This is a genomic window from Tessaracoccus oleiagri, assembly GCF_900103275.1.
Lineage (GTDB): Bacteria > Actinomycetota > Actinomycetes > Propionibacteriales > Propionibacteriaceae > Arachnia > Arachnia oleiagri.
Window position 1 is genome coordinate 329,579 of sequence record NZ_FNGP01000002.1, and the last position, 23,281, is coordinate 352,859.

Here is a 23,281-nt window from a genome sequence, read left to right on the forward strand (position 1 = left end):
CAATCGTTATCTGACCGCGACCTAGACCACCTGCTGCACGAGCGCCATCGCGGCGCGCACCATGGAAAGGGTCTGCTCGCGCCAGTCGGGTTCCTGCCCGCGGTACGGGCCGGTGGCCAGTGAAAGGATCACGGCGGCCGCACGGAGCCGGAGTTCGACGGGGTCGACCCGCCGGTCGAAGACCGGCACCCAGCGGGCCAGCAGTTCGCGGACCTTGGCCTCCTGGACGGGGTTCATCCGCTGGATCGTCGACAGGTGGCCGATCAGGCAGGCGAGGTCGTCGGCGCGTCGGCCCGGGCCGATCGTGTCCACGTCCAGGATCCCGACCACCCGGCCGTCGGCCACGTGGACCTGCCCCTCGTGGAAGTCCCCGTGCGTCGGCTCGTCACCCGGCGGATAGCCGGCGAGGCCGCGCTCGATCTTGTCGACGAGCCACTCGACGTCGCTCGTGGCCTCCGGCAACGGGGCGATGACGAGGCGTCCGTAGTGGGCGGCCGCGTCGGCCCAGGGCGGACGACGCTCCAGCCCGGTGACAGCGGCCGGCATGGAGTCCAGCAGCTCGATGAGCGCCTCAGGAGTGCACGGGTCGCCGGGCGCGAACAGCGCGCGCGCCAGCGGCTCGCCCGGCAGTTCCCGCGTGACGAGCAGGTGGTCCTCGGTGGTCATCGCCACCTCGGGGGCGGGGATGCCCGCGTCACGCAGCAGCAGGTGACGCTGGTGCACCCCGTGGAAGTGCCGTTCACGGAGCACCTTCACGTAGAAGACGAGCGGCCCGACCTGCACCTTCACCACTGCGCGCCGTCGCGGCCGGTAGCCGATCATGGACAGGGAGAGCTGGTCCCCGGTGAGCGGGGCCGGAGCGAGCCCCCCGGCGGTCAGGACCTCGGCCATGCGGTCCGGGAAGGCGGCCCGCGCCAGACCGGGGAGGTCCGGGTCGTTCGGGTACACCCAGACGGCGACGCGGCGGTTGCCGTCGGCGAAGATCTCCGCGTTGGCGTCGCTGGGCTGCAGCTCGCCGGAGCGTGCCGACACCCCCAGCAACTCGGTGCGTCGCCCGTGCGGCCACTGCACCGTCGCCAGGTAGGTGGCGGTGGTGGACTGCTCGGGCGCCTGGTCGACGTGGTCCAGCTGCCAGTGGACGAGCTCACCGCCCGCGTGGCGGACGGCGGCCTGCAGGAGCGGGGCGACGTCGGGCCCCGTCAGGAGGGAGGCGCCGTCGTCAGGCAACGTCGTCCTCCCGCTTCAGCTTGAACCAGGCGGCGCGGCGGCCGTCCATCTCGGTGACCTCGAAGGTCAGCGCCCGGGGTTCCTCGTCGTCGGACGGCTGGACGGGGAAGAGGTGCACAGTCACGGTGTCCCCGAGTTCGGGCAGCGAGCCCTTGACCGTCATGAAGAAGCCCGCGACCGTGTCGTAGGGGCCCTCGGGGATCACGAACCCGGAGAGGTCGGCGAACTCCTCGATCGTCGTGAGGCCGTCCACCTGGTCGATCTCGGGGCGCTGCACCTGGTCCACGTCGTACTCGTCGGTGATGTCGCCGATCAGCTCCTCCATGAGGTCCTCGAGGGTGACGATGCCCGCGGTGCCGCCGTATTCGTCGCGGACGATCGCGATGTGGGAGCTGGCCTTCCGCATGGCCGTCATGGCGTGCAGGATCTTCACGGTCTCGGGGAGGTTCAGGATCGGGCGGACGAGGCTGCGCAGGTCACCGCCGCGCGCGGTGCCCTCCACGTCCATGAGGTCCCGGACGTGCAGGAACCCGATCACGCGGTCGGCCGAACCCTCCGTGACGGGGTAGCGGGACCGGGGCGCGCCGCGGACCTCCCGGTAGGCCTTCTGGATCGGCATGTCCACGGGCAGGAAGTCCACCTCGGTCCGGGGCACCATCACCTCGCGGAGACTCAGCTCCCCCGCCTGGAAGACCTCGTCGACGATCCGCCGCTCCTCGGAGCCCAGCGTCTCCGAGCTGGAAACCATCTGCCGCAGTTCCTCGTCGGTCACGACCTCGCGGGCCTGGTCCGGATCGCCGCCGAGGATGCGCACCAGTGCGTTGGTCGAGACGTCCAGCAGCCAGATGACCGGCTTCATGAGCCTCGCGATCCCCGAGACGAGCGGGGCGAGTGCGAGGGCGAAGGTCTCCGCCCGCTGCATCGCCAGCCGCTTGGCCGTGAGCTCGCCGACCACGATCGAGAAGTACGCGATGATCAGCGTCAGACCGACCAGCGCGATGGTGTCGGACAGCCCGTCGGGCACGCCCAGCCCCTCGAGCCAGGGCGCCACCGTCGGTGCGATCGCCGAGGCGCCGAACGACGCGGACAGGAAGCCCGAGACGGTGACCCCGATCTGGACCGCGGACAGGAAGTTGTTCGGGTTGTGGGTGAGCCGCTCGATGGCTCGGCCGCGCTTCCCCTTGGTGGCGAGCTGGCGCACCTGGGAGTCGCGGAGGGTGACCAGCGCCATCTCGGCGGCCGCGAACGTGCCGCCGATGACGATGAAGAGCGCGATGAGCGCGATGTCCATCCACATGGGCTTACCGGAAGATCACCGTGCGGTGACCGTCGGCGAGCACCCGGTGCTCGGCGAAGAGCCGCACGGCCTCGGCGAGCGTCTGCGACTCCTGCGCCTGGCCCTTCTGCACCAGCTTGGGCACGCTCATCGTGTGGTCCACCCGGACCACGTTCTGCTCGATGATGGGCCCCTCGTCGAGGTCGCCGGTGACGAAGTGCGCCGTCGCACCGATGAGCTTCACGCCCCGGGTGTGCGCCTGGCGGTAGGGGTTCGCACCCTTGAAGCCGGGCAGGAAGGAATGGTGGATGTTGATCGCCCTGCCCTCGAGGAAGGCGCAGAGCTCGGGGCTCAGGATCTGCATGTAGCGCGCCAGTACGACGAGCTGCACGTCCTGTTCATCGACGACGCGGCGGATCTCCGCCTCGAAGTCGGGCTTCGACTCCGGCGTCACGTAGCGGTGCTCGAAGGGCACCCCGTAGAACCGCGCCATGGGGGCGAGCACGTCGTGGTTGGCCATCACGCCCACCACCTCGATGGGCAGCGTGCCGGAGTGCGTGCGGTAGAGCAGCTCGTTGAGTGCGTGGCCGGCCTTGGAGGCGAGGATCAGCGTGCGGGTCCTCCTCGTCGCGTCGTCGACGTGGAAGCTGGCGCCGAACTCGGCCGTCTGCACCCCCACCGCCTCCCGCAGTTCCGCGGCATCCGAGCCCTGCACCTCGATCCTCGTGAAGAACTGCCCGGAATCGGGCGAACTGAATTGCTGGAGTTCGGTGATGTTGCCGCCCGCGGCGACGATCGCCGCGGTGATGGCATGGACGATGCCGGGCCGGTCAGGGCACTGCAACGTCAGGACAAGTTCGGACATGGCCACACTGTATTGCAAATGGCTTCGCGCCCGTTCTGGACCGGAAACGGGGACCATATACGATCCGCGAAAAAGATATACGAAGGCTCTTGTAAGTGACCCGCTTTTGGGGCAGGCTACCTCCGATAGGTTGCGTTGCAACGACGTTCTGGGACGAAGGAGTACCCATGGCCAACTCTGTCCACCATCCCGACGCGGACCTGCCGGGAGCCCACGGGCAACCCCCCGGCAAGGGTCAGATTCCCACGGCGGAGTTCCGCCGGGTACAGGGGTCGGACGACTTCCGCGAACTGCGACGAGTCTTCCGCGGCTTCGCCTTCCCGATGACGGTGGCGTTCATCGTCTGGTACGCACTGTACGTCGGCCTGTCGGTGTTCGCACCGGGCTTCATGTCCATCAAGGTCTTCGGCGAGGTCACGCTCGGGCTCATCCTCGGGCTCCTGCAGTTCGTGACCACGTTCCTCATCACCTGGCTCTACATCCGCCACATGAACAAGAAGGTCGATCCCATCGCGGCCAGGCTGCGTGAGGACCTCGAAGGGAGCGCACTGTGATCGCCCTCGAAACGGTCGGCAACCCGATCATCAACATCTCCATCTTCGCCGTCTTCGTCGTGGTCACCATGACCATCGTCATCCGGGTCTCCCAGGGCAGCGCCAAGAAGAAGGCCGGCGACTTCTACACCGGTGGCGCGCAGTTCAGCGGCCGCCAGAACGGCTTCGCCATCGCCGGCGACTACCTCTCGGCGGCGTCCTTCCTCGGCATCGTCGGCGCCGTCGCGCTGTACGGCTACGACGGCTTCCTGTACTCCATCGGCTTCTTCGTCGCCTGGCTGGTCGCGCTCCTGCTCGTCGCCGAGCCGTTGCGCAACACCGGCAAGTACACGATGGCCGACGTGCTCTCCTTCCGGATGCAGCAGAAGCCGGTCCGCATGGCCGCCGCGGTGTCCACGCTGGCCGTCTCGTTCTTCTACCTGCTGGCCCAGATGGCCGGCGCAGGCAGCCTCGTGTCGCTGCTGCTCGGCATCGAGAACGACCTCGGCCAGAACGTCGTCGTCGCCATCGTGGGCACCATCATGGTGGGCTACGTGCTGATCGGCGGCATGAAGGGCACCACGTGGGTGCAGATGATCAAGGCGATCCTGTTGATCACCGGCGTCCTCATCATGACCATCTGGATCCTCGCGCTCAAGGGCTTCAACCTCTCCGCGCTGCTCTCCGAGGCCGTGGCCCGCCACATGACGGACGAGCGGGGCATCGGCGAGGCGATCCTCGAGCCGATGAGCCGCTACGGCAACAACCCGCTCGGCTTCATCTCGCTCTCCATCGCCCTCGTCCTGGGCGCCTCAGGCCTGCCGCACGTGCTGATGCGCTTCTACACGGTGCCCACCGCGAAGGAGGCCCGCCGCTCGGTGACCTGGGCCATCGCGCTCATCGGCGCCTTCTACATCTTCACGATGGTGCTGGGCTACGGCGCGGCGTGGCTCGTCGGCCCCGACGCGATCGCCGGCATGCCCGGTGGCGCCAACGCCGCCGCCCCGGCCCTCGCCTACGAACTGGGCGGCACGGTGCTCATGGCCGTGATCGCCGGTGTGGCCTTCGCCACCATCCTCGCGGTCGTCGCCGGCCTGACGATCACCGCGTCGGCGTCCTTCGCCCACGACATCTACAACTCCGTGATGAAGGACGGCAGGGCCGATCCGGCGCAGGAGGTCAAGGTGGCGCGGATCACCTCGCTCGTGATCGGCATCCTCGCCATCGCCGGCGGCATCTTCGCCAAGGACCAGAACGTGGCGTTCCTGGTGGCGCTCGCCTTCGCGATCGCCGCCTCCGCCAACCTCCCGTCGATCCTGTACTCCCTGTACTGGAAGAAGTTCTCCACGGCCGGCTCGACGTGGTCGATCTACGGAGGCCTGTTCTCGGCGCTGATCCTGATCGCCTTCTCCCCCGCCGTCTCCGGCTCGCCGACGTCGATGCTGGGCGAGGGCGTGGACTTCGCCTGGTTCCCGCTCGACAACCCCGCGCTGGTCTCCGTGCCGCTCGGGTTCTTCCTCGGCTGGCTGGGCTCCGTCGTGAAGCCCGACGGCGACCGGTTCGCCGACAAGGCCGCCGAGATGGAGGTCCGCTCCATGACCGGAGCCGGCGCCGAGGGCGCACTCGACCACTGACCCCCGAACCCGCGGGCGCTGCTCCCTCCCCGGGGGACGCGGCGCCCGCGGCCTTTTCCCGGTTCCGCGGACGGGTGGACCGGGGTGCTGACAACATGGTGGAAAGCGACGAAAGGAGCATCCATGGAAGACCACGGACCCAGGCCCAACGCCTTCAACATCGAGGAGGCGGCGCTCCAGACCGATGTCTACCGACGGGTCGTCTGGACCGGCCACTTCCTCCAGGTCACCCTCATGTCGATCCCGCCGGGCGAGTCGATCGGGCTCGAGGTCCACGAGGAGACCGACCAGTTCCTGCGCATCGACGGCGGCAAGGGCGTGTGCGTGATGGGGCCGGAGAAGGACAAGCTCGACTTCGAGCAGGAGGTGTCCGACGGCTGGAGCATCCAGGTGCCCGCCGGCACCTGGCACGACGTCCGCAACACCGGTGACGAGCCCATCAGCCTGTACACGATCTACGCGCCCGTCCACCACTCCTACGGCATCGTCCACAGGACGAAGGAAGAGGCGGAGCACGCCGAGGAGGTCGGCTCCGACGTCCCGCCGCGCTGGACCGAGCAGCCCAGCTGACCCACGGTTGACCGACCGGACGCAGAACCCCCGGCGAGCATGCGCTCGCCGGGGGTTCCGTCGTCAACGGGTCAGATGAGGCCCAGCTCGGTGACGGCCTTGCGCTCGTCCTCGAGCTCCGCCACGGAGGCGTCGATCTTGGCGCGGGAGAACTCGTTGATCTCGAGCCCCTGCACGATCTCGTACTTGCCGTCGGTGACGGTGCACGGGAACGACGAGATGAGGCCCTCCGGGACGCCGTAGGAGCCGTCGGACGGGACGGCCATCGACACCCAGTCGCCCTCCGGCGTGCCGCCGACCCAGTCGCGCATGTGCTCGATCGTCGCGTTGGCGGCGGAGGCCGCCGACGACAGGCCGCGGGCCTCGATGATGGCCGCGCCGCGCTTGGCGACGGTCGGGATGAAGGTCTGCTCCAGCCACTCCTGGTCGTTCACGAGCTCGGCGGCGCTCTGGCCGTCGACCAGCGTGTTGAACAGGTCGGGGTACTGGGTGGCGGAGTGGTTGCCCCAGATGGTCATGTGCTGGATGGCGGTGACCGGGCGGCCGACCTTCGCGGCCAGCTGCGACAGCGCCCGGTTGTGGTCGAGGCGCGTCAGGGCGTTGAAGCGCTCGTTCGGGATGTCGGGCGCATTGGTCATTGCGATGAGCGCGTTGGTGTTGGCCGGGTTGCCGGTCACCAGCACCTTGATGTCGTCGGCCGCCACGTCGTTGAGCGCACGCCCCTGCTGGGTGAAGATGGCGCCGTTGGCGCTCAGCAGGTCGCCGCGCTCCATGCCGGCCTTGCGCGGCATGGCACCGACGAGCATTGCCAGGTTGGCGCCCTCGAAGACCTTCTTCGGGTCGTCGCCGATCTCGACGCCGGCGAGCGTCCGGAAGGCGCAGTCGTCGAGCTCCATCACGACGCCCTCGAGCGCCTTCAGCGCCGGGGTGATCTCGAGCAGTCGCAGCTCGACGGGGGTGTCGCCCAGCACCGCGCCACTGGCGATGCGGAACAACAGGCTGTAGCCGATCTGGCCGGCTGCGCCGGTCACGGCGATCTTCACGGGAGCGGCAGTGCTCACTATCGGGTTCCTCTCAGAAAGGGTCGACGTACGACCCCGACTCTACCGCTCCCCGCGAGGGGCGCGTGAACCGGCCTCAGCCCAGCGGCGGCAGCACCCAGACGGCCACTTCCATGACGACGACGATCGCGAGCCAGGCGATCAGCGCGATGGTGAGCCAGCCGCCGCGGGCGAAGCGGAGGGCCTTGGCCTGCGTCTCGGCGGACCACGGGATGTTGCCCTCGAGGATGTTCCAGTAGGTCATCGAGTAGAAGACGAACGTCGTCGCGATCGTGACCGTGATGCACCACGGGCAAAGGGCGCCGATCTCGAAGGTGGACTGGTACAGCAGCCAGTAGGCGAAGATCACGCCGAGCAGGTACACCGCGTTGGCCGTCATCATGAACCAGCGGGGGAAGCGCACCCCGGCGAGCGAGGCGACGGCGATCGTCATGACCACCGGCTCGGAGATGAGGCCCAGGAACGCGTTCGGGAAGCCGAACACCTGCGCCTGCCAGCTCCGGCCCACCTCGGCGCAGTCGAAGACCGAGTTGATTGAGCATGCGAGCGCGACGTCCGGGTTGGCCGCAAGGAGCACCGCGTCGTAGGAGAGGACGAAGGACGCCACCAGCGAGATGATGGCGAAGACCAGCATCTCCCCGAAGAGCAGATGTCGGTCCCTGGGGGTCGGGCCGTCCAACACGGAATCGGCGTAGTCGTCAGCGTCCCGGTCGCGGGTGTCCATGTCCTGCACGCACAGAGAATAACCCGCCGGCGCAAGGACGGCGTCCGCGGCCCGGAACTGGTGGCAACCCGTCGTTCACTCGCGTCAGCGCGCCGGAGGCACGACGAACGCGACGATCACGATGGCCACCGACAGGAAGAGGTAGACGGTCACGTCGAACGCCTTGCGGCGCACCACCAGCAGTCCGGCCACCCGGGGCGGCAGGACGAGGCGCAGGAACCCCGCCACGCCCATCGCCCCGCCGACGGCGACCGTCGCGCGGCGCCAGTGCTCGAAGGCGCCGTACACGACGCCGACGCCCACCATGAGCAGCACGACGAGCAGGGGCCACAGGGTGCTCGGGAACGCCTCCGCCGGCCGGTCGGGCTGGTCCGCCATCGGCGGCCGGTCAGGCATGCAGCGCTTCGGCCCGGTCGACCACGTTGCTCAGCAGCATGGCCCGGGTCATGGGGCCGACGCCACCGGGGTTGGGCGTGACCCACGCGGCCTTCTCCCACACGTCCGGGGCGAGATCGCCGGTGGTGACGCCGTCGACGCGGCTCACGCCCACGTCGACGCACACCGCGCCCTCCCGGATCATGTCGGCGGTCACCATCCCGGGCACGCCGGCCGCGGCGATGACGATGTCCGCCCGGCGGGTGTGGTCGGCGAGGTCGCGGGTCCCCGTGTGGCAGAGCGTCACGGTGGAGTTCTCGCTGCGGCGGGTGAGGATGAGCCCGAGCGGGCGCCCCACGGTCACGCCGCGCCCGATCACGCACACCTCCGCGCCGCGCAACTCGACGCCGTGCCTCTTCAGCAATTCGACGATGCCGCGCGGGGTGCAGGGCAGCGTGGCGGGCTCGTTGAGCACCAGGCGGCCGAGGTTGATCGGGTGCAGCCCGTCGGCGTCCTTGTCCGGGTCGATCAGCGAGAGCGCCCAGTTCTCGTCGAGGTGCTTCGGGATCGGCAGCTGCACGATGTAGCCGGTGCAGGCGTCGTTCTCGTTGAGGCCGACGATCGCCTCCTCCACCTGCGCGGCGGTCGCGGCGGCGGGCAGCTCGACGCGGATGGAGTTGATGCCCACCTGCTCGCAGTCGCGGTGCTTCATCCGGACGTAGCTGTGGCTGGCGGGATCGTCGCCGACGAGGACCGTCGCCAGTCCGGGCAGGACGCCACGGTCCCGCAGCCGCGCCACGCGCTCGGTCAGCTCGGCCTTGATCGCGGCGGCGGTCAGCTTGCCGTCGAGGGTCTTGGCGGTCATGGCGCTCCTCAGTGGAAGAAGTGGCGGGTGCCGGTGAAGTACATGGTGATGCCAGCGGCGGCGACCGCCTCGACGACCTCCTTGTCCCGGACGGAGCCGCCGGGCTGCACGATCGCCTTCACGCCCGCGTCGATCAGCACCTGGGCGCCGTCCGCGAACGGGAAGAACGCGTCCGACGCGGCGACGGAACCGCGCGCGCGGTCCCCGGCGCGGTCGACGGCGAGGTGGCAGGAGTCGACGCGGTTGACCTGCCCCATGCCGACGCCCACCGACGCACCGTCGGCGGCGAGCAGGATGGCGTTCGACTTCACCGCGCGCACCGCCCGCCAGGCGAACTCGAGGTCGCGCAGCGTGGCTTCGTCGGCGGCCTCGCCCGAGACCAGCTGCCAGTTGGTCGGGGCGTCACCCTCGGAATCGATGGCGTCCGTCTCCTGCAGCAGCATGCCGCCGTCGATCTCCCGCAGGGAGATGCCGCTGTTGCGGGCCGCGTCGGCGACGAGGATGCGCAGGTTTTTCTTGGCGGCCAGCACCTCCACGGCGCCGTCCTCGTAGTCGGGGGCCACGATGACCTCGGTGAACACCTCGGAGACCTGGCGAGCCATGTCGACGCTCACGGGCCGGTTCACGGCGATGACGCCGCCGAACGCGGAGACTGGGTCGCAGGCGTGTGCCTTCCGGTGCGCCTCCGCCACGTCGGCACCCACGGCGATGCCGCAGGGGTTGGCGTGCTTGATGATCGCGACGGCCGGCTCTGCGAAGTCGTAGGCGGCCCGCCTCGCGGCGTCGGCGTCGACGTAGTTGTTGTAGCTCATCTCCTTGCCGTGCAACTGCGTCGCGCCCGCGAGGCCGGCGTCGCCGTAGCCGTTGCGGTAGACGGCCGCGTTCTGGTGGGAGTTCTCGCCGTAGCGAAGGTCCGCGACCTTGTCCCAGGTGGCACCCACCCAGCCCGGAAAGCCGGAGCCGCCGGACGTGTCGGTGACGACGTTGCCCATCCAGGAGGCGACGGCGACGTCGTAGGTGGCGGTGTGCACGAACGCGGCCGCGGCGAGTTGCTTGCGCTCCTCCAGCGTGTAGCCGCCGTTCGCCAGCGCCTCGAACAGCCCGGGGTACTGGTCGGCGGAGGTGATGACCGCGACGGAGGCGTGGTTCTTCGCTGCGGCGCGCACCATCGTGGGCCCGCCGATGTCGATCTGCTCGATGGTCTCGTCCTCGGACGCGCCGGACGCCACGGTCTCGACGAACGGGTACAGGTTCGTGACCACCAGGTCGAAGGGTGCCACCTCGAGTTCCTCGAGCTGGCGGTTGTGCTCCTCGAGACGGCGGTCGGCGAGGATGCCGGCGTGGATCCGGGGGTGCAGGGTCTTCACGCGCCCGTCGAGGCACTCGGGGAAGCCGGTGACGTCCTCGACACCGGTGACAGGCACCCCCGCCTCGGCGAGCACCCGGGCGGTGGAGCCGGTGGAGACGATCTCGACGCCGGCCTCGGCCAGCTGCTGACCCAGCTCGACGAGCCCGGTCTTGTCGTACACACTCACCAGGGCCCGCTGCAGGGGTCGGCGTTCGGTCATCTTCTACCTCCAGTCACGCACGACGTCCACCAACAGGCGCCGTTCCACCACCTTGATGCGCTCGTGGAGGCTTTCGACGGTGTCTTCGTCGAGCACCTCCACCGCACCTTGCGCAAGGATCTTACCGGTGTCGACTCCGGCGTCGACCACGAAGACCGTGGCGCCGGTGATCTTCACGCCGGCCGCGAGCGCGTCCCGCGGCCCGTGCATGCCCGGGAAGCTCGGCAGCAGGGCGGGATGCGTGTTGATCGTCCGGCCCTCGAACCGCGCGAGGAACGTCGCCCCCAGCAGCTTCATGAAGCCGGCCGAGGCCACCAGGTCCGGTTCGTAGCCCGCCACGAGCTCGGTGAGGTCGGCGTCCCAGCGGGCCCGGTCCGCACCCTTGGTGAGTGGGTGGGCGACGGCCTCGATGCCGTGGGCGCGGGCACGATCGAGGACCCCGGCGTCGACCTTGTCGGAGACCACCGCGACGATGCGCGCGTCCACCTCCCCGGCGTCGATGGCGTCGATCAGCGCCTGCGCGAGCGTGCCGGAGCCCGACGCCAGCAGGACCACCCTGGTCGTCATCGCTCCCCCTCTTCTTCCTCGTCGATCGTCTGGGCGCCGCCCCCCGCGGGTGCGGGCCTGCGCAACAGGCCCAGCGCGAGCCCCGCGACGAGCCCGGCGAGGCCCAGGAGCGTGGGCGCGAACACCGCCAACTGGCCGGTGCGGGCGCCGATGTGGGCGAGGCGGTCGGTGCCGAGGCCTCCACTGGCCACCGACGCCGCGGCCGTGACCAGCAACCCGGCCAGGACCCCCGACAAGGCCCCGACGAGGGCGGTCTCGTCGAACCTCGCCCGCGGCCGGGCCAGCGTGACGACGAGCGCGGCCAGCGCACCGGCGACCACGCCGATGGCGAGCCACCACAGGTTCCCCTGGGATGCCAGACCGGGCTCCGGCACCGCCCCGAGGGCGGGGATGGCAGGCAGCATGCCCACGTCGGAGATCACCAGCGAGAGGAGCGACCCGTCGCCGAGCGTTACCCCGGCGCCGAGCAGCCACGACACCGCCCAGAGGACCAGGTTGGGGAGGTAGATGAGGTGCAGGACGGCGAGGGCGACGAGCCCCACGACCCCCGGATCCAGCGACTCGGTGATCGCCCCGACGCGCCCCCTCCCCGCGTAGAGGGCCAGACCGAGCGCGACCGCACCGCCGGCCAGCAGCATGGCCAGCGCCACACCCATCGCGCGGGGCACGGCACGGACCCATCCGGGCCAGCGGCTCGTCGGATCGTGGCCGAGCCCGTTCGCGGCGCCCCACAGACCCGCGACGAGCCCGACCAGGCCGCTGCCCACGAGGGCCGAGGCGGCGGCCGGCCCCCCGACGACGGCCCCGGTGACCGCGGTGACGGCGAGCGTGTAGGTTGCGGCGTAGGTGCCGCCCACCCACCAGATGATCCGGTCCGGGTCGGCGTGGACCGCCCCGTCCCCGCCGGGCTCGACGTCGCGACCCGCGGCGAGCCGGGCCGCGAAGCCCACCACCGGCAGGGCGAGGAACACAAGCACGAAGGTGAGCCCGAGCGGCACCAGCGTCACGCGCTGGCCCGCCAACTCCACCGGCGCCCCATGTGCGAGCGCGAAGACGCGCGTGGCGAGCTCGAGGGCCTCCGCGAGCGACTCGTCGGCGGACGCCAGCCACACCACCGTGGCCGTGCCACCGAGCAGCACCCAGCCCGCGAGCGCGACGCCCAGGGCACCCAGCACCGCGGGCAACGGCCATGGCCAGGTGAACTCGCGCCTGGGCGGCGCGGGCTGCTCGTCCACGTCGACGGCGACCGTTCGGGTCAGGTCAGCCACTGGTCCTCCTCGTTTCCGATCACCGTGGTCTCGCGATGGCCTGTAATCTGTCTGCCTAGAGCTCCCGGAGCAGGAAGGCAATGCGGAATGTCTGACGACGCGGTACGCCCACGCCGGGCGTTCGGTTCAGACGATAGCGCGCACGATTCGGAGCCGACGCCAGGACACTCCCCGATCGACGCCACCGAGGCGGCCGAGGCCACCAGCCCCTTCGCCAGGCCGGGCAGCGGTGGGGCGCGACGTTCGGCCGACGAGCCCGACGACGGGGAACCGTCCGGCGAGGGGGCCGCCCGCGGCCCCGACTTCGACCCGACCGAGCGCTTCGACATGCCGCGCCGGTTCGCCCGGCCTTCCGAGACCCTGATCCCGGCCCCGGTGCTGCCCGGTCGCGCCGAGGGGTTCTACGACGGTCCCGGCCCCCGCCCCCGTCGTTCGGCCCTCAGTTCCAACACCCCACCCGAACCCCCGCCCGCAGCCCCGCCGGGCCAGGAACCGCTCTGGCCCGCGTCGCCGCAGGGCGAAGCACGGGAGGCCGACGCCACCAAGCCCGAGCCGTCCCCCGTCGAGCCTTCGCCGGCAGCTGCCGGCCCCGGCGACGGCAGCCCCGGTTCGCCCGTGTCGCCGACCACGCCGCCGGTCGCGGCCGGGGATCGCGGCTCGTGGTGGACCGCGCACGCCCGGTCCTTCGTCATCGCCGGCCTCGGCGTCGCCCTCATGGCAGTCGGTGCGGGCGTCGTCGGCTACTACTCGGCGCCGACCTCCGAGCCCTCGGTATCCGCCTCGCCCTCCCCCGGTGTGAGCCAGTCGACCATGCCGCGCGTCACGCAGGCAGACCTGCTCACCGAGGCCGACGCGAAGGCGCTCGACGCGAACGCCACGTGGGCCATCACCAACACCACCACCTCCGTGGAGGAACACACCGCCCGCGCGGCCTGCTTCAGCACCGAGGTCTCCAGCACCGAGCGGCTCAGCTCCCTGCAACGGACCTTGGGCTCCACCCAGGACAACCAACTCGCGGTCCTCCACCAGCTCGACGCCTACCCCACCGAGGAGGCGGCCAAGGAGGCGATGACCGCCAGGCGGGCCATCATCGCCGACTGCAGCGAGGTGCCGAGCCGCATCATGTCCTCGGACAACGTCGCGGGGCTCGCCGACGAGGCCTACCAAGTCACGGTCCTCTACGAGAACCAGCAACCGCAGTACCACAACCTCCTGCTGACCCGGGTCGGCAACATCCTCTCCATGACCGACGCATTCAGCAACGGCCAGGCGGTCCCGACGACGAGCGTCGTCGAGGCCGTGAAGCGGTCGACGGACTCGCTGCGCAGCAGCGTCGGCCAGGGGCTCGCAGGCGCGGTCGAGGTCACCGCAGGCGTCGTACCCCCGGCCGACCCGGTCGGCTGGCTGATCCCCGCCGATCTGCCCCGCATGCGCGCGGGCGTGGGGCGCTGGACGGCGCAGCAGCCGGCGGCGCTCACCAGCCGCGGCAACGGGTGCGAGAACCTGACGCTCGCCACCGCCGCGGGCCCCACCGAGCGCCTCCAGAACACCTACCTCATGACCCAGGACGACCAGCGCCCCGACCAGTTCGGACTCGACGAGATGGTCTTCACGCTGGCCGACGACGCCACCGCCGGACTGTTCGCGAAGACGATCGCCGACAACATCGCGAGCTGCGGCGACCGCGTGCTCGGCACCGAGGTGTCGGCGATCGACGCGGGCAACGGAATCCGGGCCTACAACCTGCGCCGCGAGACCGGCAACGGGGCGATCGCCTACCAGGTCGCGCTGGTGCCCCAGGGCAACAAGGTCGCGTACCTGATGGCCACGGTCACCGACGGCTACCGGTTCACGGACGCCAACCTCGCCTGGGTGGCCCAGCGCGCACGCGTGCGCCTCACCCAGTCCTGACGGGACGAGGAAGACGAACAGGGGCTCCCGCCATCCGGCGGGAGCCCCTGCTGGTCGGCTCGGTGGTCAGCGCCGGGTGCGCAGCTCCGCGATGGTGTCGCGCACGAGCTGGGCCGTCTGCGACGGCGTCTCGCCGACGCGGACGCCCGCCGCTTCCAGCGCCTCCTTCTTCGCGGCCGCCGTGCCGGCGGAGCCGGTGATGATGGCGCCGGCGTGGCCCATCGTCCTGCCGGGCGGCGCGGTGAAGCCCGCGACGTATCCGATGACGGGCTTGGAGATGTGCTCCTGGATGTAGGCCGCCGCCCGCTCCTCCGCGTCGCCGCCGATCTCGCCGATCATGACGATCACGTCGGTGTCCGGGTCGTGCTCGAAGGCCTGCAGGACGTCGATGTGCTTGGTGCCGACGACCGGGTCGCCACCGATGCCCACGGCCGTGGAGAAGCCGTGGTCGCGCAGCTCGAACATCATCTGGTAGGTCAGCGTGCCGGACTTGGACACCAGCCCGATCCGGCCCGAGCCCGAGATGTGGGCGGGGATGATGCCCACGTTGGAGCGTCCGGGAGAGATGAGCCCCGGGCAGTTCGGCCCGATGATGCGCGTCTTGCCCCCCGCCTTCGCCGCGGCGACGAACTCCACGGTGTCGTGCACGGGGATGCCCTCGGTGATCACGACGACGAGCTCGATGCCCGCCTCCACGGCCTCGAGGACCGCGGCCTTCGCGAACTTCGGCGGGACGAAGATGACGGAGACGTTGGCGCGGGTGGCGTCCATGGCCTCGGCCACCGAGTTGAACACCGGCACCGGGTCCTCCTCGAACAGCACGGACTCGCCGCCCTTGCCGGGCGTGACGCCCCCGACGACCCGGGTGCCGGACATGATCATGCGCTGGGTGTGCTTGCGGCCCTCGCGCCCCGTCATGCCCTGGACGATGACGCGGCTGTACTCGTCAATGAAGATGGCCATCGGTTCAGTTCCCCTTGCTGGCGAGCTGCGCCGCGGTGCGGGCGGCCTCGTCCATCGTCGACTTCACGGTGATGAGTGGGTGGTCGGCCTCCGCCAGGATGGCCTTGCCGACCTCGACGGAGTTGCCGTCGAGCCGCACGACGATGGGCAGCTGCGCCTCGTCGCCCAGCATCTCGAGCGCGGTCACGATGCCGTGGGCCACCTCGTTGCAGGCGGTGATGCCACCGAAGACGTTGACGAACACCGACTTCACCTGGGGGTCGCTCATGATGATGCGCAGCCCGTTGGCCATCACCTGGGCCGAGGCGCCGCCCCCGATGTCGAGGAAGTTGGCCGGCTTGGGCTGCCCCGGGAGGTCCTCGCCGGCCGCGGCCACGACGTCGAGCGTGCTCATCACGAGCCCGGCGCCGTTGCCGATGATGCCGACCGACCCGTCGAGCTTCACGTAGTTGAGGTCGAGCTCGCGGGCCTGCTTCTCGAGGTCCACGTTGCCCGCGGTCTCGTGGTAGCGCGCCCAGTCCGAGTGCCGGAACTCGGCGTTGTCGTCGAGGGTGACCTTGCCGTCGAGCGCGAGGATGTAGCCGGAGCCGGTGCGGACCAGTGGGTTGACCTCCACGAGCGTCGCGTCCGACTCGATGAAGGCGTGCCAGAGCTTCCGCAGGACCAGCCCGATCTTCGCGTGGTCCTTCTCCTCGAATCCGGCCTGGCGGAGGATCTCCGTCGCCGTGGCCTCATCGATCCCGACCGCCGGGTCGATCTGCACCTTCGCCAGCGCCTCCGGGCGCTCCTCGGCGAGCTGCTCGATCTCCACCCCACCCTCGAGGCTGCACATGGCGAGGTAGCCGTTCGCCGCGCGGTCGAGGAGGATCGAGAAGTAGTACTCGTCGGCGATCTCCGCCGCGGGGCTCAGCATCACGGTCTCCACCGTGTGCCCCTTGATGTCCATGCCGAGGATCTGCCCGGCCACCTCTGCCACCTCGGACGCGCTCTTCGCGAGCTTCACGCCACCGGCCTTGCCGCGGCCGCCCACGCGCACCTGCGCCTTCACGACGACGGTGCCGCCGCCGAGCCCCTCATAGCCCTCGAGCGCCTCGTCGACGGTGGTGGCGACGCGTCCCGGCAGGACTGGCACCCCGAAACGTTCGAACAGGTCGCGGGCCTGGAATTCCAGGAGGTCCACTTTGACTCCTTGTGTGTTCTTTGGTTGCTGCCAACGGGCACTCTACTAGGAACTGCGCAGCGCCCGTGAAACATCCTGCACCCCGAGTTTGAGACCAACCTGAGAAATGCTAAGGTTCCACTCGGTTTCAAATCTCAGAGGAGCACAGTGAGCGAAGAGTTCGACGTTACGCCCCGGCGTGGCATCGCCATCGACGACACCGTCGACTCGATCGAGGACCTCACCCCCAATCCCAGCCGGGCCCGCCGCGGTCACGGCCGCGCGAAGATCGGCAAGGGCGCCGTCGCCGCGGTAATGGCCGGCGCGCTGGCCGCCGGCACCCTCTTCGCCTACGCCTTCGCCGCCCGTGACAGCAGCGAGCCCGCCATGAGCTCCATCGGCGCCGAGGCAGCCGTCCCGGCCGCCGCGCTCGAGGCCGCCCAGCAGGGCTTCGCCAACCGCGCCGCCGACGTCTCCCGCAACGTGGTGCGCGACGGGCTCAGCGAGGAAGCCGCGGACGCCAACGCTCGCCAGCGGGCCGAGGCCATCGGCCAGGCGGCCGACGACGCGCTCCAGGCGGAGGTGTCGGACACCGCGCTCGAGCGCGAGCGCCTGATGGACGCCGATCTCCAGCTCGTGAACCAGCAGGCCGAGAAGCTGAAGAAGGAGGCCGAGGAGGCCGCACGCCGCCTCGAGGAGGCGAAGAAGATCGCCGCCGCCTCCGGCTTCAAGACCTCCGGGATGTCCTCCAACGACGTCGCCAACCTCACCGCGAAGGGCGGCTCGATGCCGGTCAAGTCCGGTTTCCGCGTCGGTGCCGGCTTCGGCCAGCGCGGCATCTGGGCCCGCTACCACACCGGCCAGGACTTCCCCGCCCCCACCGGCACCCCCGTCTACGCGGTCGCTTCCGGCGTCGTCCTGAGCCCCACCGCCGCGGGCTGGGCGGGCACCAACGTCGTCATCCAGCACAAGCCGGGCGCCACGCTCTACGCCCACCTCTCACGTCGCACCGTCAAGGCGGGCCAGACGGTGAAGGCCGGCGACCTGATCGGCTACGTCGGCAACACGGGCCGCTCCTTCGGCTCGCACCTGCACTTCGAGTACTACAAGAACGGCACCACGCCCGGCGACGTGTACCAGGCGTCGAACCCGATGACGTTCCTCCGCAGCCTCGGCGTCAACGGCTGATCCCCGAAGACACCGAAACGCCCGCCGCTCCATCGAGCGGCGGGCGTTCCCGTTCCCCCTAGAGCTTCTCCATCGGCGCGTGCTTCAGGCTCATCCGCTTGGTGCCGGCCGAGCCGAAGTCGACGTCCGCCTTCGCCTGGTCCCCGGCTCCCACGACGGCGAGCACGGTGCCGAGCCCGAACTTGGCGTGCAGCACCTTGTCGCCGGTGCGCACGACCAGCGCCTGCTTCGGCGCCTGGCCCTTGCCGAAGCTGGGCGCCGCGTCGGTCATCCGCGAACGGGTCTGATGGTTGCGCGTGGCCGCGGAGGCGGCCCAGGTGCTCATGGCGCCCGACCCGGTCCTGCGCCAGTCGAGGACGTGGGCGGGCACCTCGTCGAGGAACCGCGACGGCGGGTTGTAGGCAGGCTGGCCGAAGGTGGTCCGCACCGTGGCGCGCGTGAGATAGAGCCGCTTGCGGGCGCGGGTGACACCGACGTAGGCGAGGCGCCGCTCCTCCTCCAGTTCGGCCATGTCGAGCATCGCCCGCTGGTGCGGGAAGATCCCTTCCTCGAGCCCGGTGAGGAAGACGGTGTCGAACTCCAGCCCCTTCGCCGTGTGGAGGGTCATCAGCGTCACGACGCCGGTCCCCTCGTCGGGCACCTGGTCGGAGTCCGCGACCAGCGCGATCCGTTCCAGGAATGCCGCGAGGGAGTCGTCGGGCTCCGGCATCCCGGCGGCGAGCCCGGAGACGTCCTCCTCGTCGAGGTCGACGGTGTTGGCCGCGGCCACGAACTCGGCGGCGACGCTGACCAGCTCCTCCAGGTTCTCCAAGCGGGTCTCGTCCTGCGGGTCGGTGGAGTTCTGCAGCTCGGGGACGTAACCGGACTGGTTGAGGACGCTGAGCAGCACCTCGTCGGCGGCCGTGCCGGTGGCGGCGAGCATCTGGTGGGCCTCGATGAGGTCGACGAAGAACTTGATCTGCTTCGCGCTCCGGGCCGCGAGCTGCGCCTCGTCGGCCCGGCGCAGCGCCTCGAAGAACGTGATCCGCTCCTGCGCGGCGAGGCTGGCGATCGCGGCCTCCGCGCGGTCGCCGATGCCGCGCTTCGGCACGTTCAGGATGCGGCGCACGGAGACGTCGTCCGCGGGGTTGACGATGGCCCGGAGGTACGCGACGGCGTCGCGGATCTCGCGGCGCTCGTAGAAGCGCACGCCGCCGACCACCCGGTACGGGAGGCCGACCCGGATGAACACCTCCTCCAGCGCGCGCGACTGCGCGTTGGTGCGGTAGAAGATCGCCGTGTCGGAGTACTGGGAGATCCCCTCGTCGCGGAGCCTGTCGATCTCGGTGGCGACGAACTGCGCCTCGTCGTGCTCCGAGTCGGCCACCCAGCCGGTGATCAGCTCACCCTCCCCCAGGTCGGACCACAGCTGCTTGTCGCGGCGGCCCTCGTTGCGCGAGATGACCGCGTTGGCGGCGGTGAGGATGTTGCCGGTGGAGCGGTAGTTCTGGTCCAGCACCACGGTGCTGGCGCCGGGGAAGTCCGCCTCGAAGTCGAGGATGTTGCGGATGGTGGCGCCGCGGAAGGCGTAGATCGACTGGTCGGAGTCGCCGACGACCATCAACTCCGCGGGCTCGACCACGGGAGTGCCCGCCACCATGCCGTCGGTGACGTCCCCCGCGAGCTCGCGGATGAGCGCGTACTGCGCGTGGTTGGTGTCCTGGTACTCGTCGACGAGCACGTGCCGGAACCGACGGCGGTACTTCTCCCGCACGTCCGGGAAGGCCTGGAAGAGGTTGACCGTCGTCATGATGAGGTCGTCGAAGTCGAGGGCGTTCGCGGACGCCAGCCTCGCCTGGTAGTCGGCGTAGGCGTCGGCGTAGACCTTCTGGTTGGGGGTGACCGCCTGGGCCGCCGCCGTCTCGTAGTCGACGAGCTCGTTCTTGAAGTTGCTGACCGCGGTCATCACCGCGCGGACGGGGAAACGTTTCGGGTCGGCCTCCAGGTCGCGGAGCACGAGCGACATCAGCCGCTTGGCGTCGGCGTCGTCGTAGATGGAGAAGGTCTTGGCGATGCCGAAGCGGTCGATGTCCGAGCGAAGGATCCGCACGCACGCCGAGTGGAACGTGGAGACCCACATCAGCTTCGCGCGGTTGCCCACCAGCCCGACGACCCGCTCGCGCATCTCGGCGGCCGCCTTGTTGGTGAACGTGATGGCCAGGATGGAGCCGGGGTGGACGTCGCGCTGGCTGACGAGGTGCGCGATCCTCCGGGTCAGCACCCGTGTCTTCCCCGACCCGGCGCCGGCGACCACCAGCACGGGACCGCCGGCGTGCAGGACCGCCTCGCGCTGCGGCGGGTTGAGGCCATCGAGGAGCTCGTCCTCGCTGATGCGGCGCGACGTGCCCGTGCGCTCCGGCCGGGGCGCGTCATCGGCCTTGGGCTGGGGTGCGAATGCGGCGGCGAGGTCGGGAAAGAGGGAGTCAGACATGTCACGCGCAAGCCTACTGCGCCGCACCGACAGCCCCATCCGCCCGTCTGCACTAGGCTGAGCGCATGTCGCGCCTCGAACGGCTCCGCAGGATCGTCTCCCGCACCACCCTCACCATAGTCATAGGGCAGATCCTCGCCATGGCCGCGCTGACCGCGCTCGAGGGCTTCCGGAAGAAGCGCCGTCGTGCCGTGCGCTTCCCCACCTCCGTCCCCGAGCCGCTCGACGTCGACGGCGACGAGGTGACCGTCTACACGTACGGGGAGAACCTCTACAACGCCATGGTGGAGGCCATCGACGGCGCGCGGGAGCGGGTGTTCTTCGAGACCTACATCTGGAAGTCCGACACCTGGGGCCGCCGGATCAAGGACGCCCTGATCCGGGCCGCGGACCGCGGCGTGGAGGTCTACGTCTGCTGGGACGCGTTCGGCAACATGGTGGTCGACCCGAAGTTCTACCGATTCCCCAGCCACGTCCACACGCTGCGCTTCCCCCTGATCCATGGCCTCGTGGGCCCCCAGAACTGGGGCCGGAACCACCGCAAGCTGATGACCGTGGACGGGCGGATCGGCTTCCTGGGCGGCTACAACATCGGGTCCCTCTACGCCACCGGCTGGCGCGACACCCACGCGCGCATCGTCGGGCCCAGCGTCTCGGAACTCGACAACGCCTACATCGACTTCTGGAACGCGCACCGGTCGAAGCGCCAGCCCGTCATCGACGAGAACCCCGAGCGGAGCTGGTTCGGGCAGATCCGGCTCCACCGCAACACGCCCCGCATCAGCGTCTACCCGATCCGCAACATGTACCTCGAGGCGATCGACCGGGCGACCGAGCGCATCTGGCTCACCCACGCCTACCTGCTGCCCGACGACGATCTCGTCGCCGCCCTGCGTGACGCTGCCCGCCGCGGCGTCGACGTGCGGATCATCGTCCCCGAACGCTCCAACCACGTCGTCGCGGACTGGCTGTCCCGCGGCTTCTACGCGCGTCTGCTGCGCTCCGGGATCCGCCTGTACATGTACCAGGACGCGATGGTCCACGCGAAGACCGCGACGATCGACGGCACCTGGTCCACCATCGGCACCGCGAACCTCGACCGGTTGAGCCTGCTCGGCAACTACGAGGTGAACCTCGACATCACCGACTTCGCCCTCGCGGAGCACATGGAGAAGGTGTTCGCGATGGACCAGGCCAACTGCTACGAGCTGCGGCTCGAGGACTGGGAACGACGTTCCTGGGTGGCCAAGCTGACCGAGGTCTTCCTCAGCCCCTGGCGCCCGATCTTCTGAACTCCGGCCTGCTCGGGACCGGCACGGGAGAATTGGGCCCCTGGTGCGCATAAGTGCTGACCAAGTGACCCTCACGCGGTGCAGACTGGACGCATGATCTGGAACATCATTGCGTACATCATCATCGGCTTCCTCGGCGGCGCGATCGCCAAGGCCATCATCCCCGGGCGGCAGGGTGGCGGGTTCTGGATGACCGTCCTCCTCGGTGTCATCGGCGCGTTCGTCGGTGGTTTCCTGGGCGGCCTCCTCCTGGACAGCCGCTACTCCGACATCTTCTCCATCGCCGGCCTGATCAGCTCGATCGTCGGCGCCATCGTCGTCCTGCTCATCTACGGCCTGGTCACGAAGAACCGCCGCGCCTGACTCGCGGACCGACCCTTCGAAGGGGCGACGGCTCAGCCGTCGCCCCTTCGTCATGCCCGGGCTGCGGCCGCCACTGGCTCCGCGGTGGTGGATTGGGGTGCGTGCGCAGGCACGGGCAGGGAGTGGCGGTGCCAGGCCCACATCCCGAGTGCGATGAAGACCGAGCCGGCGAGGATGTTGCCGAGCGTCACCGGCACCAGGTTGTCGAACACGTAGCTGGTCCATGTCAGGCCGGACACGTCCTTCCCGCCGAGCGACTGGATCACCTCCGGCGCCCCTTGTGCCTTCAGCACCAGTCCCATGGGGATGATGAACATGTTGGCCACGGAGTGCTCGAAGCCCGTGGCCACGAACAGCGAGATGGGGAAGAGCACCGCGATGAAGCGGTCCACCACGGTCTTGCCGAGGAAGCCCACCCACACCGCGAGGCATACCAGGAGGTTGCAGAGCACGCCGAGGAAGAAGGCCTCGATCCAGGTGTGGCTCACCTTGGCGTTGGCGGCGCTGACCAGGATGGCGCCCCACTCCCCTCCGTGCTGCAGTGCGGTGCCCGAGAGGAGGACGAGTACGACGAGGATGCCGGCGCCCACCATGTTGAACACGTAGACCACGCCCCAGTGCCGCAGCAGGCGCGCCCACCGCAGCTTCCCGCTCGCCAGCGGCAGCGTCGACATCGACGTGGAGGTGAAGAGATCACCGCCCGTGATGATGACGACGAAGAGGCCGCCTGAGAACGCCAACCCGCCGATGGCCTTTCCCAGCCCGTAGGGCAACTCGGCCGCGCCCATCTGCGTCGTCGCGTAGAACACGAAACCGAGCCCGATCAGCGCTCCCGCGAACATGGCTGCCACCATGGTGGAGGCCCAGGGTGCGTTGGCCTTCTTCAGCAGGCCGGCCTCGGCGGCCGCCACGGCTTCTACCGGCGAGTTCGCGACTGTGGACATCGCGTGGTCCTTTCGATGGGCTACGACGGACTGTAGTTGATAGATACTAACTTTTCTCAGAAACACGTCCGCAGCGGGGTCGCTTATCCCCCGCCGGGCCCGAGCCGGACCCGGGGCGACTCCGTCGTTCCCCCGCTCGTGGCGCCGCTGCTGCACTACGCTGGAGGCAGCGAAAGAAGGGACAGTGACATGCAGCTTCGACGCTCCAACGAGCACAAGATGATCGGCGGCGTGGCCGGGGGCATCGCCGAGAGCTTCAACATCGACCCGAGCTGGGTCCGTATCGCCTTCGTGTTGTTCACGGTCTTCGGCGGCTCGGGCGTCCTCCTGTACGCGCTGCTGTGGATCGTGATCCCGCGCGCGGAGGGGGGCACGATCGCCGAGGACCAGTTGCGCAAGGCGAAGCACTGGTACGAGGAGCGCGACCGGCCCAGGCCTCCGCAGTCCTAGCCGACCGA

Annotated in this window: 22 protein-coding genes; 8 read left to right on the top strand and 14 right to left on the bottom strand. The window is 69.8% G+C overall.

What is annotated here, in order from left to right:
• Positions 1–21: 21 nt before the first annotated feature.
• From BLR46_RS06515 to purU, 3 genes are read right to left on the bottom strand one after another with little or no spacing between them, the layout of a single operon-like run.
• Entirely contained in the window at positions 22–1,227 is a 1,206-nt protein-coding gene (locus BLR46_RS06515) for a phosphotransferase family protein (RefSeq protein WP_093250127.1), read from the bottom strand.
• Positions 1,220–2,524 (bottom strand): hemolysin family protein, encoded by a 1,305-nt coding sequence (locus tag BLR46_RS06520; protein WP_093250130.1) that lies wholly within the window; start codon positions 2,522–2,524, stop codon positions 1,220–1,222. Before BLR46_RS06520 ends, BLR46_RS06515 begins: the two co-directional genes overlap by 8 nt.
• Positions 2,525–2,528: 4 nt before the next feature.
• Entirely contained in the window at positions 2,529–3,368 is an 840-nt protein-coding gene (gene purU, locus BLR46_RS06525) for a formyltetrahydrofolate deformylase (protein WP_093250142.1), read from the bottom strand.
• 167 nt (positions 3,369–3,535) lie between these two features.
• Here purU and BLR46_RS06530 point away from each other — a divergent pair, with 167 nt between their 5' ends.
• The 3 genes from BLR46_RS06530 (at position 3,536) to BLR46_RS06540 (ending at position 6,105) form a co-directional block, all read left to right on the top strand.
• On the top strand, positions 3,536–3,922 hold the full coding sequence (locus BLR46_RS06530) for a DUF485 domain-containing protein (RefSeq protein ID WP_093250145.1): 387 nt from the start codon (positions 3,536–3,538) through the stop codon (positions 3,920–3,922).
• On the top strand, positions 3,919–5,535 hold the full coding sequence (locus tag BLR46_RS06535; protein ID WP_425441380.1) for a solute symporter family protein: 1,617 nt from the start codon (positions 3,919–3,921) through the stop codon (positions 5,533–5,535). Before BLR46_RS06530 ends, BLR46_RS06535 begins: the two co-directional genes overlap by 4 nt.
• A gap of 123 nt (positions 5,536–5,658) precedes the next feature.
• Positions 5,659–6,105 carry a cupin domain-containing protein gene (locus tag BLR46_RS06540; RefSeq protein WP_093250149.1) on the top strand — a complete coding sequence of 149 codons (447 nt, stop codon included), beginning with the start codon at positions 5,659–5,661 and terminating at the stop codon, positions 6,103–6,105.
• A gap of 71 nt (positions 6,106–6,176) precedes the next feature.
• Here the strand turns inward: BLR46_RS06540 and BLR46_RS06545 are convergent, their stop codons facing one another.
• The 7 genes from BLR46_RS06545 to BLR46_RS06575 all read right to left on the bottom strand — a co-directional run bounded on the left by BLR46_RS06545 (position 6,177) and on the right by BLR46_RS06575 (position 12,533).
• Positions 6,177–7,166 (bottom strand): malate dehydrogenase, encoded by a 990-nt coding sequence (locus BLR46_RS06545; RefSeq protein WP_093250152.1) that lies wholly within the window; start codon positions 7,164–7,166, stop codon positions 6,177–6,179.
• A 76-nt stretch (positions 7,167–7,242) separates the two neighbouring features.
• Positions 7,243–7,890, bottom strand: coding sequence for a vitamin K epoxide reductase family protein (locus BLR46_RS06550; RefSeq protein WP_093250786.1), 648 nt, complete (start codon positions 7,888–7,890; stop codon positions 7,243–7,245).
• 84 nt (positions 7,891–7,974) lie between these two features.
• Positions 7,975–8,286: a DUF3017 domain-containing protein gene (locus BLR46_RS06555; RefSeq protein ID WP_093250153.1), complete on the bottom strand. Its 312-nt coding sequence runs from the start codon at positions 8,284–8,286 to the stop codon at positions 7,975–7,977.
• On the bottom strand, positions 8,279–9,130 hold the full coding sequence (locus tag BLR46_RS06560) for a bifunctional methylenetetrahydrofolate dehydrogenase/methenyltetrahydrofolate cyclohydrolase (RefSeq protein ID WP_093250156.1): 852 nt from the start codon (positions 9,128–9,130) through the stop codon (positions 8,279–8,281). Before BLR46_RS06560 ends, BLR46_RS06555 begins: the two co-directional genes overlap by 8 nt.
• 8 nt (positions 9,131–9,138) lie before the next feature.
• A complete protein-coding gene (gene purH / locus BLR46_RS06565) occupies positions 9,139–10,698 on the bottom strand; it encodes a bifunctional phosphoribosylaminoimidazolecarboxamide formyltransferase/IMP cyclohydrolase (protein WP_093250159.1) in 1,560 nt (519 codons plus the stop codon).
• 3 nt (positions 10,699–10,701) lie between these two features.
• Positions 10,702–11,265 (bottom strand): phosphoribosylglycinamide formyltransferase, encoded by a 564-nt coding sequence (purN, locus tag BLR46_RS06570; protein WP_093250161.1) that lies wholly within the window; start codon positions 11,263–11,265, stop codon positions 10,702–10,704.
• The gene (locus tag BLR46_RS06575; protein ID WP_093250163.1) at positions 11,262–12,533 is read right to left on the bottom strand and encodes a cell division protein PerM; all 1,272 of its coding nucleotides are present in this window, start codon (positions 12,531–12,533) and stop codon (positions 11,262–11,264) included. The genes purN and BLR46_RS06575 overlap by 4 nt, the downstream gene beginning before the upstream one ends.
• Positions 12,534–12,620: 87 nt before the next feature.
• Here BLR46_RS06575 and BLR46_RS06580 point away from each other — a divergent pair, with 87 nt between their 5' ends.
• Complete coding sequence (locus BLR46_RS06580) at positions 12,621–14,444, top strand: hypothetical protein (protein WP_093250165.1); 1,824 nt, start codon at positions 12,621–12,623, stop codon at positions 14,442–14,444.
• 66 nt (positions 14,445–14,510) lie between these two features.
• Here BLR46_RS06580 and sucD read toward each other — a convergent pair whose 3' ends face one another.
• On the bottom strand, positions 14,511–15,407 hold the full coding sequence (sucD, locus tag BLR46_RS06585) for a succinate--CoA ligase subunit alpha (RefSeq protein WP_093250167.1): 897 nt from the start codon (positions 15,405–15,407) through the stop codon (positions 14,511–14,513).
• 4 nt (positions 15,408–15,411) lie between these two features.
• Complete coding sequence (gene sucC / locus BLR46_RS06590) at positions 15,412–16,587, bottom strand: ADP-forming succinate--CoA ligase subunit beta (RefSeq protein ID WP_093250169.1); 1,176 nt, start codon at positions 16,585–16,587, stop codon at positions 15,412–15,414.
• 147 nt (positions 16,588–16,734) lie between these two features.
• Here sucC and BLR46_RS06595 point away from each other — a divergent pair, with 147 nt between their 5' ends.
• Positions 16,735–17,754, top strand: coding sequence for a M23 family metallopeptidase (locus BLR46_RS06595; protein WP_093250172.1), 1,020 nt, complete (start codon positions 16,735–16,737; stop codon positions 17,752–17,754).
• Positions 17,755–17,812: 58 nt separating this feature from the next.
• On the opposite strand, the gene pcrA is transcribed toward BLR46_RS06595, so the two are convergent.
• Positions 17,813–20,224, bottom strand: a complete 2,412-nt coding sequence (gene pcrA, locus BLR46_RS06600; protein ID WP_093250175.1) for a DNA helicase PcrA — start codon at positions 20,222–20,224, stop codon at positions 17,813–17,815.
• Between the two features lie 65 nt (positions 20,225–20,289).
• On the opposite strand from pcrA, the gene BLR46_RS06605 reads away from it, so the two are divergent.
• Together BLR46_RS06605 and BLR46_RS06610 are read left to right on the top strand one after the other, a co-directional pair.
• On the top strand, positions 20,290–21,516 hold the full coding sequence (locus BLR46_RS06605; protein WP_093250177.1) for a phospholipase D-like domain-containing protein: 1,227 nt from the start codon (positions 20,290–20,292) through the stop codon (positions 21,514–21,516).
• A 93-nt stretch (positions 21,517–21,609) separates the two neighbouring features.
• Entirely contained in the window at positions 21,610–21,879 is a 270-nt protein-coding gene (locus BLR46_RS06610) for a GlsB/YeaQ/YmgE family stress response membrane protein (protein ID WP_093250179.1), read from the top strand.
• A gap of 50 nt (positions 21,880–21,929) precedes the next feature.
• On the opposite strand, the gene BLR46_RS06615 is transcribed toward BLR46_RS06610, so the two are convergent.
• Positions 21,930–22,823: a formate/nitrite transporter family protein gene (locus BLR46_RS06615; RefSeq protein WP_093250181.1), complete on the bottom strand. Its 894-nt coding sequence runs from the start codon at positions 22,821–22,823 to the stop codon at positions 21,930–21,932.
• A gap of 189 nt (positions 22,824–23,012) precedes the next feature.
• Here BLR46_RS06615 and BLR46_RS06620 point away from each other — a divergent pair, with 189 nt between their 5' ends.
• On the top strand, positions 23,013–23,273 hold the full coding sequence (locus BLR46_RS06620; RefSeq protein WP_093250184.1) for a PspC domain-containing protein: 261 nt from the start codon (positions 23,013–23,015) through the stop codon (positions 23,271–23,273).
• Positions 23,274–23,281: the final 8 nt, after the last annotated feature.

What these genes read in the sequence shown, in the direction of transcription:
- purU (WP_093250142.1), bottom strand. Translation starts at nt 3,368, where the DNA reads ATGTCCGAACTTGTCCTGACGTTGCAGTGCCCTGACCGGCCCGGCATC.
- BLR46_RS06615 (WP_093250181.1), bottom strand. Translation starts at nt 22,823, where the DNA reads ATGTCCACAGTCGCGAACTCGCCGGTAGAAGCCGTGGCGGCCGCCGAG.
- pcrA (WP_093250175.1), bottom strand. Translation starts at nt 20,224, where the DNA reads ATGTCTGACTCCCTCTTTCCCGACCTCGCCGCCGCATTCGCACCCCAG.
- BLR46_RS06540 (WP_093250149.1), top strand. Translation starts at nt 5,659, where the DNA reads ATGGAAGACCACGGACCCAGGCCCAACGCCTTCAACATCGAGGAGGCG.
- BLR46_RS06520 (WP_093250130.1), bottom strand. Translation starts at nt 2,524, where the DNA reads ATGTGGATGGACATCGCGCTCATCGCGCTCTTCATCGTCATCGGCGGC.
- BLR46_RS06550 (WP_093250786.1), bottom strand. Translation starts at nt 7,890, where the DNA reads ATGGACACCCGCGACCGGGACGCTGACGACTACGCCGATTCCGTGTTG.
- BLR46_RS06605 (WP_093250177.1), top strand. Translation starts at nt 20,290, where the DNA reads ATGTCGCGCCTCGAACGGCTCCGCAGGATCGTCTCCCGCACCACCCTC.
- sucD (WP_093250167.1), bottom strand. Translation starts at nt 15,407, where the DNA reads ATGGCCATCTTCATTGACGAGTACAGCCGCGTCATCGTCCAGGGCATG.
- purH (WP_093250159.1), bottom strand. Translation starts at nt 10,698, where the DNA reads ATGACCGAACGCCGACCCCTGCAGCGGGCCCTGGTGAGTGTGTACGAC.
- BLR46_RS06530 (WP_093250145.1), top strand. Translation starts at nt 3,536, where the DNA reads ATGGCCAACTCTGTCCACCATCCCGACGCGGACCTGCCGGGAGCCCAC.
- purN (WP_093250161.1), bottom strand. Translation starts at nt 11,265, where the DNA reads ATGACGACCAGGGTGGTCCTGCTGGCGTCGGGCTCCGGCACGCTCGCG.
- BLR46_RS06620 (WP_093250184.1), top strand. Translation starts at nt 23,013, where the DNA reads ATGCAGCTTCGACGCTCCAACGAGCACAAGATGATCGGCGGCGTGGCC.
- BLR46_RS06610 (WP_093250179.1), top strand. Translation starts at nt 21,610, where the DNA reads ATGATCTGGAACATCATTGCGTACATCATCATCGGCTTCCTCGGCGGC.
- BLR46_RS06580 (WP_093250165.1), top strand. Translation starts at nt 12,621, where the DNA reads ATGTCTGACGACGCGGTACGCCCACGCCGGGCGTTCGGTTCAGACGAT.
- BLR46_RS06555 (WP_093250153.1), bottom strand. Translation starts at nt 8,286, where the DNA reads ATGCCTGACCGGCCGCCGATGGCGGACCAGCCCGACCGGCCGGCGGAG.
- BLR46_RS06560 (WP_093250156.1), bottom strand. Translation starts at nt 9,130, where the DNA reads ATGACCGCCAAGACCCTCGACGGCAAGCTGACCGCCGCCGCGATCAAG.